At 38.3% G+C, this 11,563-nt stretch carries 6 protein-coding genes, 4 tRNA genes, 2 rRNA genes and 1 pseudogene (1 of these 13 running past the window's edge); 4 read left to right on the forward strand and 9 right to left on the reverse strand.

Features of this window, described 5'->3' with window-relative positions:
* Positions 1-427 precede the first annotated feature (427 nt).
* A tRNA-Leu gene (locus B11cv2_RS05300) sits at positions 428-512 on the forward strand.
* A 234-nt stretch (positions 513-746) separates the two neighbouring features.
* Here B11cv2_RS05300 and B11cv2_RS05305 read toward each other — a convergent pair.
* Together B11cv2_RS05305 and B11cv2_RS05310 are read right to left on the reverse strand one after the other, a co-directional pair.
* Entirely contained in the window at positions 747-2,054 is a 1,308-nt protein-coding gene (locus B11cv2_RS05305) for a hypothetical protein (RefSeq protein ID WP_100693641.1), read from the reverse strand.
* Between the two features lie 819 nt (positions 2,055-2,873).
* Positions 2,874-3,181: pseudogene (locus B11cv2_RS05310) on the reverse strand (hypothetical protein).
* Between the two features lie 260 nt (positions 3,182-3,441).
* Here B11cv2_RS05310 and B11cv2_RS05320 point away from each other — a divergent pair.
* Positions 3,442-4,023: a hypothetical protein gene (locus B11cv2_RS05320; RefSeq protein WP_100693643.1), complete on the forward strand. Its 582-nt coding sequence runs from the start codon at positions 3,442-3,444 to the stop codon at positions 4,021-4,023.
* Positions 4,024-5,085: 1,062 nt separating this feature from the next.
* On the opposite strand, the gene B11cv2_RS05325 is transcribed toward B11cv2_RS05320, so the two are convergent.
* From B11cv2_RS05325 to rplU, 3 genes are all read right to left on the reverse strand, one after another.
* Positions 5,086-5,175: transfer RNA gene (locus B11cv2_RS05325), tRNA-Ser, on the reverse strand.
* A gap of 68 nt (positions 5,176-5,243) precedes the next feature.
* Positions 5,244-5,513: a 50S ribosomal protein L27 gene (gene rpmA, locus B11cv2_RS05330; RefSeq protein ID WP_100693644.1), complete on the reverse strand. Its 270-nt coding sequence runs from the start codon at positions 5,511-5,513 to the stop codon at positions 5,244-5,246.
* Between the two features lie 12 nt (positions 5,514-5,525).
* The gene (gene rplU, locus B11cv2_RS05335; RefSeq protein ID WP_100693645.1) at positions 5,526-6,005 is read right to left on the reverse strand and encodes a 50S ribosomal protein L21; all 480 of its coding nucleotides are present in this window, start codon (positions 6,003-6,005) and stop codon (positions 5,526-5,528) included.
* 288 nt (positions 6,006-6,293) lie between these two features.
* On the opposite strand from rplU, the gene B11cv2_RS05340 reads away from it, so the two are divergent.
* Positions 6,294-6,383: transfer RNA gene (locus B11cv2_RS05340), tRNA-Ser, on the forward strand.
* 76 nt (positions 6,384-6,459) lie between these two features.
* Here the strand turns inward: B11cv2_RS05340 and B11cv2_RS05345 are convergent.
* On the reverse strand, positions 6,460-7,227 hold the full coding sequence (locus B11cv2_RS05345; protein ID WP_100693970.1) for an N-acetylmuramoyl-L-alanine amidase: 768 nt from the start codon (positions 7,225-7,227) through the stop codon (positions 6,460-6,462).
* 533 nt (positions 7,228-7,760) lie between these two features.
* On the opposite strand from B11cv2_RS05345, the gene B11cv2_RS05350 reads away from it, so the two are divergent.
* Entirely contained in the window at positions 7,761-8,858 is a 1,098-nt protein-coding gene (locus B11cv2_RS05350; RefSeq protein WP_100693646.1) for a TIGR04086 family membrane protein, read from the forward strand.
* Between the two features lie 646 nt (positions 8,859-9,504).
* Here B11cv2_RS05350 and B11cv2_RS05355 read toward each other — a convergent pair.
* From B11cv2_RS05355 to B11cv2_RS05365, 3 genes are all read right to left on the reverse strand, one after another.
* Positions 9,505-9,581: transfer RNA gene (locus B11cv2_RS05355), tRNA-Met, on the reverse strand.
* 88 nt (positions 9,582-9,669) lie between these two features.
* A 5S ribosomal RNA gene (gene rrf / locus B11cv2_RS05360) occupies positions 9,670-9,784 on the reverse strand.
* 87 nt (positions 9,785-9,871) lie between these two features.
* A 23S ribosomal RNA gene (locus tag B11cv2_RS05365) occupies positions 9,872-11,563 on the reverse strand (it continues 1,121 nt past the right edge of the window).

Raw genomic sequence — 11,563 nt, forward strand, 5'->3', positions numbered from 1 at the left:
AATTATTATTATCACTTACTTTAGACTTGCTTAGTGAAAAAAAGGGTTGATTTGACCTATAAAATCCTAAAAGGCTTTGTAAAGCAAAGGATCGAAACTTAAAATTTCTATATCAATATCTCCTAATACATTAAGGATATCTTATACGGACTTCCAAAGCATTTCTACCATTTTTCTGCACAGCTTCATTCTCCTTGATACCCTTGAAGAATTCGATTTCTAGAATAGAAGCAGGTCTCTATTTTAGAGTTCATTAAATACATATCTTTCAATTCATTTTTACAAAAACACATAAAATATAAGAGATCTAAAAAAGTATATAAAGTTACACTAGGAGACTGCAAATGAAACTATTTTGAAAGATTTGACAAAATTTAAGTGCAATGACATTGACAGAAGAATTCCATAACCTTAGATGAATTTTATAGCCCAAATGGCGGAATTGGTAGACGCGCAGGTTTCAGGTACCTGTGCCGCAAGGCGTGGAGGTTCGAATCCTCTTTTGGGCACCATGTACTTTTTAGCAACATATAACTTATTGATTTTATATATCTTTTTTTAAGGTGAGGGAAAACAAAATCAAAGTAAGGGAATAAGATTCCACATTACCCTTTTGTAAAACAAATTATAAATCGATCTTTCTTTAAAGAATTATTGCGCCTTAGATTATCAAAATCGAAATAGATACAAATATTTTAAACTAATATTCCCCCCATGAATATAAAAAAGTGTAGGGCCTTATCTTTTTACCGAAAGAAAGAAGGCATTTTTATTTTGAAATTACCAGCTTTGCGTTCTCTATTTCCCGATACGCGTGCATTTTTCTCGCCTTGGCTAGAAATTTTTACTCCGTTTTCACTATATTCTTGTCTAACAAAACTAACATAATTATCAATTTCTTTTAAAAGACTGGAATCGTCTTTAACTTGATAACATTCCTTTAATTGATTCTTTAAAGACTTTACGATATGCTCCATATAAATTTTATCTCGTTCATCACGTTCACCGAGAGCTAAACTTCTCTGTATCATATCTAAATCTGAAGCTAATAGTTTCGAATGTCCGGAAATACGTTTTGATAACCTCTCAATTTCTTTGCGACTTTCAACAGAGTTCCTTGTTATACTTTTTGCTGCAAATGCCTCTTCACTATGCTCTTGTCTAACAAAACTGACATAATTATCAATTTCTTCCAAAAGACTGGAATTGTCTTTAAGTTGATACTTTTCCTTTAATCGAGTCTTTAAAGACTTTATGATATGCTCCATATAAATTGTATCTCGTACGTCATGTTCACCAAGAGCTAAACTTCTCTGTATCATATCTAGGTCTGAAGCTAATAGTTTCGAACTTCCGGAAATACGTTTTGATAACCTCTCAATTTCTTTGCGACTTTCAACAGAGTTCCTTGTTATATTTTTTGCCGCAACTGCCTTTTCACTATGCTCTTGTCTAATAAAACTGACATAATTATCAATTTCTTTTAAAAGACTGGAATCGTCTTCAACTTGATACTCTTGCTTTAATCGAACCTTTAAAGACTTTATGATATGCGCCATATAAATTGTATCTCGTTCATCACGTTCACCGAGAGCTAAACTTCTCTGTATCATATCCAGATCTGAAGCTAATAGTTTTGAATCTCCGGAAATACGTTTTGACAACCTCTCAATTTCTTTGCGACTTTCAACAGAGTTCCTTGTTATACTTTTTGCTGCAACTGCCTTTTCACTACACTCTTGTCTAACAAAACTGACATAATTATCAATTTCTTTTAAAAGACTGGAATCGTCTTTAACTTGATATCTTTCCTTTAATCGAGTCTTTAAAGACTTTATGATATGCTCCATATAACGTTTCTCTTGTACATCATGTTCACCAAGAGCTAAACTTCTCTGTATCATATCCAGATCTGAAGCTAATAGCTTCGGATCTCCAGAAACACGTTCTGATAACCTCTCAATTTCTTTACGACTTTCAACAGAGTTCCTTGTTGTACTTTTTACACCACTTTCTTCTTCAAATGTATGATTAAAGGTTGAATTCCTTTCCATATCGTTCCTCAATAAATTGTATAAGGCTACTTAATTAACAATAAAAAATCGAATTTAAACTTAAAAACTGCCTTTATTATGATCAATCTGTCTTTTATTAACCTTGATCACTTGATTTGTAAACCATCTTTTCGCACAAATAAGTATTCACTTTGTTTTTTATGCTCTAAAATTCGTCTTGCCAAATCTAGATTTATAACAATGAAGTTTTTCTCTCCAGATACATTAGAGACGAATCAATATAGAACGCGCATTCATTTAATTGTACATCCACTAAGCAAGATCAGCATGCACATCAGCCTCACGTTCGGAAAAGCGAAACTTTCTCTCAATAGAAGCATATTCTCATAAAGGATCCATGTGCTCTATAATTCTGCATGCTATACTTCTCCTTCTTCATGCAAAGTTGCTATCAGCGTTTACCAAGCTGTATCCTTAACAGACTCGATCTCATCAACCCAACTCCGCAAAAATCAACCTATCAATTTGATAGCCGCGACATTACGATCAAACACATAAAACTGAAAATCTTCTATACGATCATCCTTCGACTTAATTTGATTCTTCACCTCCCTTATAATAATCCCTTTAAAAATCATAGGTTTCTACCGCACGTTTAATTTCTTTCAAAAAACTCTCATCAAGCGAATTCTAAAACTGACGAACACACAGAATAGTGCTAGAAATCCACACATCATAAACTGATAGCCCTTTAAACAGCTATCAAACAAAGGATCTGATCCGACCCAATTCTATACTTCCCCAAGCCGTACAAACCAATACCTTACCTGTAAAATAGGAATAAGGTTGAGAACAATCTTAATTCGGCATGTCACCATTAACCAAAGAAGCTATTTCTATACGCCCTATCATCTTTATAGCACGACCATTCTCACCCATAACCCGTAACGGTAAAACCCTGCCAAGAAGCAATAAATAAACGACTTTGCAACTGACAGCTTGCTTTTCTAAATGAAGAAATTCCATCATTTCTTATTTTTTGCATTCTCAGCGATTTTAATTACGATCTCTTTCAAAATATACGTCATTTTATTCGGAATGCTTTTGACACCACCACTTCCTGCTTTTGAAGGATTGCGCTTAAGGGGTATTTTAGAGTCTGAGATGTATTTCTGACATCAGCAATACACCCTTTAGATAATAAAAAAGCCGTATTTTCAGAAATTACAGAATTAATACACTCAATTTTGGAGACAACACGACTAAATGTAATAATGTCATTCAAAACTAAATAAAGCATACTCTCAACATCAACACAAAACACTAAATATTGTGTTTATATCTCAATTTGCACCTTTAAAAACTAACTACTTATAATTGTATCAGCTAAACGAATCGATTATGTAATAAAAAAAGGGGGAGTCTTATGCTGCACATCGTCAAATTTATAATTTTATTATCTACTTTAATATTATTTGGATGTACGAATGTAGATAATTTAGATCAATATGATGCACTCTACGAAAAGTATGTAAGCACAAAATACGAAAATTCCGAACACGCTGACAAGATGCAAAAAGCATCAGAATATATATACTCTCGTGGCTACGATGATTTTTTTTCAAGATTTCATCCCGTGCGCCACCGTCACATACTTATGACTTTGTGTGGGCGTTATGCAAACTTATTACAAGGTGATTATAATAAAGAGATGGCATGGGCAAATTTACCAACACACATACACACACTACGCTATAATTATAACTGGAAAGAAAATATTTTCGTTTTGGCGCAAAAAACGTCCAATGAACCTACAAACCCAATGTTTCAGTATGCAAAAAAGTTCCTTACTTCTCCTAATGGTATGACCCCAAAAACACAAATAGCAGATCTAATATCGACAATAGATGCAGCAATTACTATGCCTTCTTATGGTGAACTGATTAAAAAGGTACCGCAATTTTGTACTGACATTCAAAGAGTATATAATATAATGGAATCTTTTTAGCACCATTTATATAAATACATTCAGAAATTAAGGAAAAAATATCGATAGCTTGACGAGGACTTCATTGATAATCACAGAGGAGCCTATTTCTACTCTTTTCAAGATAGACTTTCTATATCGAAAGCACGTGATTGATCACAATGTACCACCTATATTGTCTATAATCTTGTTCCTACTAATGAGACAGAAAATCTGATATTCTAGCAAAACGTCCTCCCTTACAATGGAAAAAATAACTGGTATTTTTCGTAATATGTAAAATGCTTCCGGTGATAAAATCAGCACGAGGAATATTTCTTTTTGATCGTAAGCCGAAGCTGCCTCAAGCTATATAAACCAGATTTTTCCCCGCTTTATTAACAAAAGCTCTCAATTAACAGGTTCAACATCAAACCATTCGATATCCTCGTCAGCAAAATCTGCTGAAAAATTACATTGGCCAACAATTCACCAAGAATGTAGCTAAGAAATACCTATGATTTCATAACCAAATCCCTCTTATCAAGAGCTAAACCACCTTTAATATCTTCAGCAAAGTGAAAACATCAAGGAATGCAAGCAATATAGAAGATGTAACTACCCCTCAAACTTTCCATAATTTTATTATAGACATAAGACATGCTCTTCCAATTTTATATACTAAAGACTACTATTTTATAGCTTCTTACCTTTTACAAAAAATATTTCTGTAGAGCATTCAGAGTACTGCACACTGAATTGACAAAATGGTTCTATTAGAAAGTAAAATTTTATGCGTAAGAAAAACGGAAATAATCTCGTTAAAGAAAATTTAGGCAATTTATTGCGTAAAATAAGCAATGCAGTAGATATTTAAAATCAGTTCAGGAATTGAGAAATTAGGAGCAATACATCCTACTAACGCGGGCACTACGGTTTCGAAATGAAAGCTTTAGTTAAACAAAAAAGAGCATGGCATTGCGTTAAACTTAAACGGCTAATAGAAAACAAAGAGAAGTCATTAAAAATGAAGAATAGGATAGAAAAAACAGAGTAAAATCAAAATTCCCTAGCTTTTAGATAAAACATAATTTTATTGATATTTGGCGGAGAGAGAGGGATTCGAACCCTCGATATGGTTTCCCATATACACGCGTTCCAGGCGTGCGCCTTCAACCACTCGGCCACCTCTCCAAAGACTTACACTCTACCTGTAGAGAAATAACGTGCAAGCTTAAATCCTATATATGTTTATATCTTGCTTATTTTGGAGTTTCTGCCATAGGAATAACTGAAACATAAGAACGGTCACTTGCTTTTTTGCGAAAAGAAACTATTCCATTTGAAAGAGCAAAAAGAGTGTGATCTTTTCCAATACCAACATTATCACCAGGATGCCAACGTGTACCGCGCTGACGAACAATAATGTTTCCAGCAATAACGGCTTCCCCACCAAATTTTTTAATGCCAAGACGTTTTGATTCTGAATCGCGACCATTGCGCGAAGAACCTCCTGCTTTTTTATGTGCCATAACTGTCTTCCTTTAATTCTTGTCACCTTTTAATGTCTTGGAAGCTACCTTTTTTGTCGTAGCCTTTTTTTCAGTAGTTTTTTTAGCAGTTTTGCTAAGAGAAGCAGAATCTTTCGTTTCTTTTGATTCTTTTACTTTCTTGTTAACGGGCTTTTCAGCTATTTTTTGTCCTTTAGAAGCATCACTTAAAACTTCTAAAATACGCAACGTTGTCAATTCTTGGCGATGACCACGAGTACGCTTTGAATTTTGACGACGACGTTTTTTGAATGCAATAACTTTATGTGCACGGCTCTGCTCTACAATTTCAGCCTTAACCAAAGCACCCGCAACAACAGGCGTACCAACAGTCACGTTATCGCCTTCATGGAGCATCAATATATTGTTTAATTCAATAACACTCCCCACATCACCAATAACTTTCTCAACTTTTATGACTTGGTTTTCAGCAACACGATATTGCTTACCACCAGTTTTAATGACTGCGAACATTTTTTATCCTTTCGTTCGATCCAGCTCTTATTTTACTTTATCAACAGAGAAAATAGGCTGCTTTTTATCAGTCTTAATGGTTTCAAAAGGTATAGAAAACACCTATAAAACACAAATATGCGCAAATTACTTCACGCTCAAACGCAAATATATATGATAGAATTTCTATTCTATGTCAAGAAAAGCCCATTAAAAAGCAAAAAAGAACTTGTATTCGAAGAAATTGGAGATTATCACACCGTCATTAAATGAAGCGAGATAAATAAAATTTATTGTATCCTAAGATATGGAGAGATGGCTGAGTGGTTGAAAGCACCGCACTCGAAATGCGGCATAGGGGCAACTCTATCGGGGGTTCAAATCCCTCTCTCTCCGCCAAATATCAATAAATCAACACCCTCAACTCACTATTATCGTAATCGCAAATATTTTAATGAAAATGAACTAAACTATTTTAAGAAAAATACTTGTCTACCAATGCATAAAGAACCGCTGCTGTTTCGGCATCCAAAATCCCATCATAATTGTTTTGCCGGAAATGAAGCTGAAATGCTCGGATTAGTGCCTTATACCCACCTTCTGTTTTTACAATTGAAGTATCATACCCATATCGCTTAAATTTAGCAATAATATCTGCTTTAACAGGAAGACTCTTACAGAATTGCGCTTGATAGCAATTCTTCAATTCATCGTCATACCATGCTCCTATACCTACTGTATAAAGCTCTTTCCATGGAAAAGCTGCACCTGGATCGCTTTTTCTATCAGGAGCAATATCACTATGACCAACAACATTGGTTGGCGTAATATCAGGGTAACGTTGTAGAATATTTAATGCAAGCTCTTTAACCGCATCAATTTGCATAGGATTATAGGGAGGAAATATAGGCATTCCATTCATATCATCAGTCACCACACTGACTATTTCAATTCCAATAGATGTATCATTAAGATTGCTTCTCCCAGCCCATGAGCTAACACCAGCATGCCATGCACGTTCATTTTCATAAACCAAATTAAAAATACGCATATCTTTAAATCCCGCTTCAATATACGTTTTCTCCAAAGGATCAGGAACAAGATAATGTGCACTAACCTTAGTACCTGTGAGAATTGCAACCGACTGTTTAAAATCAATTGCAGTGTAATGCATAACGAGGAAACAGACACGACGATTAAAGCTTTTTACAGAACGATAACTATTGTAATCAATCTGATACATCATAAAACTCCTCCTTTTCGTTTAATCGACCCATAACCATTGCGCAATCACAACAGACTGAGTACAATGCTAGGATTTGTACTACTCTTGAAAATTATTGATTACAGCTTCACACTTAATATGCTTAGTTCTGAAAGCAATTAAATAATCTAAATCACACCTACTACTAAAAGTAGATTTCTCTATACAATCACGGAAAAAGCTCTCAAAACTCTCCCCCCTACACTCCCGCTCGGTACAAAACCGCACCATCTATTTTTCTATTATTTATTTAAATAACGCAACTTACAGCTAAATCTCTACACAGAACCCCCACCGATCTTTTGAGCATAGCCAAAAATATACACGTCCATTTGGAAATTCTTTTAAAAAAACTTCATGACTATTTTTTGACTATTTTAGCATAAAATATTTTTTTGGGGTGTTCGGATGAAAGTAGTGATTTTACCAAATGATTGTTTTTTTCATTTTTTTTGGAACTTGCATTGTTTTTTCTCATTTTAATTTCAAGAATTATTGAAGGAGAGAGAGATATGGAAACGCGGATCCCAACGAAGCATCCCTTAGAGCGACATTTTACAGGCGAATTTTCTTTAGAGACGGAGAGTTGTCACTATAGGCCGTCTGTTTTATCTTGGTCCTCGATTTTTGCTGGATTACTAACGCTTTTAGCAACATCGGTTTGTTTTTCATTTTTGTTAGCCGCCTTAGGCTTAAACCAAATGACCTTTTTTTCTCCCTTTTCACTAGAGAAGAGTTTTCTCTCTGTTGGAGTGAGTTCGATTTTTATTTTTTGTCTAAGCTTTGGTCTTGGAGGTTATGTTGCTGGTCGTTTTTCGGATCACTCAGGAGCGCTTCACGGTTTTTTGACTTGGGCTCTTTTTATGCTTTTTGTGGCGCTTCAAAGTGCAATTTTACTTTCTGGCGCAGCTCATTTAGGCGCTAAGACTGTTTCAGGAGTTGCAACAACAACGAAACAAGCGATCAGTGATTTTGGTTCAGAAGGTGGCAAACTTGTTCCTCTCACAGACCGTAAAAATTTTGAGGATTTTTTCAACGATAAAGGTAATGCTCTGTTTGATTTTAACAAACTCAGCAATGACTTACAGGCACTTTTAAATAAAAGTGATATTCCAGCCCTCAATCCGGACAATCTCTATAACGCTTATAGAGAATCAGTCAAAGACCTCCGTTCTACCATCACATCTTTTAAGAATGATCCTTCTAACTATCGTCTTTTGGTTAAACAACTCGGCGAACGCCTTTCGGATCGTGTTAAAAAGCTCAATACCCAGATTGATCGTCGCGATGTTATCCATCAGTTGACAAACAATGGGCTATCACAAGCTGAAGCAGAAAATACTGCAGAGCGTGCGATTGATATTTATCAAACAGCGAACAAAAAAACTAAAGAAGCTATTCAATCGCTGAACAAACAGGTAGAAGCTCTCTCACAGAATGGTACTGTTCAGAAAGGAGCCAAAAACAGTTTTGAGCTTGCGGATAAGGCCATAAGCACAGCTTCTAAGATTGGATTATGGAGTTTTTTTGCGAGCCTTCTTGGTGCAGTAATTGCCAGCATTTCTGGATATTATGGTCATAAGAGACGTTCTCATTCTTACACATTGTAAAATTTCGATTTTGAAACAAAAAAAGGCTTGTCAGCCTATAAGAACTCTACAAAGCAAAACCAGCTTTACAAAAGCTGCACCACATGTGCAGCTTTTTTATTAAAGACCCTTTTTCTTTGAAGCAGCCTAGATATTTTCCCTCATGATGCACCATGCCATCAAAACGGACCACTCATCTGAGACGGATCCTCTTCCCGTTTCTCTCTTGACGTCTGGCACATTAATTTGAAGCGGCCTAGATATTTTCCCTCATGATGCATCCATGCCATCAAAACGGACCACTCATCTGAGACGGATCCTCTTCCCGTTTCTCTCTTGACGTCTGGCACATTGATTTGAAGCGGCCTAGATATTTTCCCTCATGATGCATCCATGCCATCAAAACGGACCACTCATCTGAGACGGATCCTCTTCCCGTTTCTCTCTTGACGTCTGGCACATTGATTTGAAGCGGCCTAGATATTTTCCCTCATGATGCATCCATACCTTCAAAATGGACATCTCATCTAAGAAGGATCTTTTTCCAGTGGTTTTTTATTATTCCCCAACAACACCGCTCCAAAGAGGAAGCAGTCCTTTTTTGTATTGGATCGCCTACCGATCTCTTGTCGAGCTTATTTTAAGGATTATTTTATTAATACAAGACTGGTTGCGGGGGCAGGATTTGAACCTGCGGCCTTCAGGTTATGAGCCTGACGAGCTACCGGGCTGCTCCACCCCGCGTTACCGAAGAATTGTCGCAGAAAGAACACGACGATTTTTAGATCTTTTTTTAAAGAGTGTTGAAGAGTTCTTTCTATGCGCTTAGCAGACCTGGCAGCGACTTACTCTCCCGTGCCTTAAGACAAAGTACCATCAGCGCTGGAACGTTTCACGGCCGAGTTCGGAATGGGATCGGGTGCAGGCGCTCCGCCATAACCACCAAGTCAGCGAAGAGCATAGAAAGAAAAGAGAAGTTGTCTTATTGCTATTTTAATTTGTTCTGTTTGTTTAAATGAATAGAGGGAATGAGAACGATCAAGCCTATCGAACGATTAGTATCAGTAAGCTTCATATGTTACCATACTTCCACACCTGACCTATCAACGTGGTGGTCTACCACGGTTCTCAGGGAATACTCGTTTTCAGGTGGGTTTCCCGCTTAGATGCCTTCAGCGGTTATCCCGTCCGTATATAGCTACCCTGCTATGCGGCTGGCGCCACAACAGGTCCACCAGAGATACGTCCATCCCGGTCCTCTCGTACTAGGGACAGATCCTGTCAATATTCCTACACCCACGGCAGATAGGGACCGAACTGTCTCACGACGTTCTGAACCCAACTCACGTACCGCTTTAAATGGCGAACAGCCATACCCTTGGGACCTGCTCCAGCCCCAGGATGCGATGAGTCGACATCGAGGTGCCAAACAACCCCGTCGATATGGACTCTTGGGGGTCATCAGCCTGTTATCCCCGGCGTACCTTTTATCCGTTGAGCGATGGCCCTTCCACACGGGACCACCGGATCACTATGACCGTCTTTCGACTCTGCTCGACTTGTCAGTCTCACAGTCAGGCAGGCTTATGCCATTGCACTCAACAAACGATTTCCGACCGTTCTGAGCCTACCATCGCGCGCCTCCGTTACTCTTTAGGAGGCGACCGCCCCAGTCAAACTACCCACCATACACTGTCCTGGATCCGGATAACGGACCGCAGTTAGACATCCATGTCGATAAGGGTGGTATTTCAAGGACGACTCCACAAAGGCTTGCGCCCCTGCTTCAAAGTCTACCACCTATCCTACACATATCGCCACAAATGCCAGTGTAAAGCTATAGTAAAGGTGCACGGGGTCTTTCCGTCTAACCGCAGGAACCCCGCATCTTCACGGGGAATTCAATTTCACTGAGTCTACGTTGGAGACAGCGGGGAAGTCGTTACGCCATTCGTGCAGGTCGGAACTTACCCGACAAGGAATTTCGCTACCTTAGGACCGTTATAGTTACGGCCGCCGTTTACTGGGGCTTCAATTCAATGCTTGCACATCTCCTCTTAACCTTCCAGCACCGGGCAGGCGTCAGACCCTATACATCGTCTTGCGACTTCGCAGAGCCCTGTGTTTTTGGTAAACAGTCGCTACCCCCTGGTCTGTGCCACCCTTTAACGGTTGCCCGCTAAAGGGTCACGCTTCTTCCGAAGTTACGCGTGCAATTTGCCGAGTTCCTTCAACGTAGTTCTCTCAAGCGCCTTAGTATTCTCTACCTGTCCACCTGTGTCGGTTTCGGGTACGGTCTATACGTGGGAGCTATTTCCTGGGATTCCTTCACTGCAAGATCAATCCAATAAGACCTTACAATTTACGCAATCCGTCACTTCCCACAGGTCCACGAATATTAACGTGGTTCCCATCGACTACGCCTTTCGGCCTCGCCTTAGGGGCCGACTCACCCTGCTCAGATTAACTTTAAGCAGGAACCCTTGGACTTTCGGCGAGGGAGTCTCTCACTCCCTTTATCGTTACTCATGTCAGCATTCTCACTTCCGATACCTCCAAGAGCTCTCACGAGTCTCCCTTCACAGGCTTACGGAACGCTCCGCTACCACTTACTCATAAGAGTAAATCCACAGCTTCGGTGTATGGCTTGAGCCCCGTTACATTTTCGGCGCAAGGACCCTTATTTAGACCAGTGAGCTGTTACGCTTTCTTTAAATGATGGCTGC

Origin of the sequence: Bartonella sp. 1-1C (assembly GCF_002810325.1) — a bacterium.
Lineage (GTDB): Bacteria > Pseudomonadota > Alphaproteobacteria > Rhizobiales > Rhizobiaceae > Bartonella > Bartonella rochalimae.

Coding starts and splice junctions, on each gene's coding strand:
- B11cv2_RS05350 (WP_100693646.1), top strand. CDS start 7,761: ATGGAAACGCGGATCCCAACGAAGCATCCCTTAGAGCGACATTTTACA.
- B11cv2_RS05305 (WP_100693641.1), bottom strand. CDS start 2,054: ATGGAAAGGAATTCAACCTTTAATCATACATTTGAAGAAGAAAGTGGT.
- rplU (WP_100693645.1), bottom strand. CDS start 6,005: ATGTTCGCAGTCATTAAAACTGGTGGTAAGCAATATCGTGTTGCTGAA.
- B11cv2_RS05345 (WP_100693970.1), bottom strand. CDS start 7,227: ATGTATCAGATTGATTACAATAGTTATCGTTCTGTAAAAAGCTTTAAT.
- B11cv2_RS05320 (WP_100693643.1), top strand. CDS start 3,442: ATGCTGCACATCGTCAAATTTATAATTTTATTATCTACTTTAATATTA.
- rpmA (WP_100693644.1), bottom strand. CDS start 5,513: ATGGCACATAAAAAAGCAGGAGGTTCTTCGCGCAATGGTCGCGATTCA.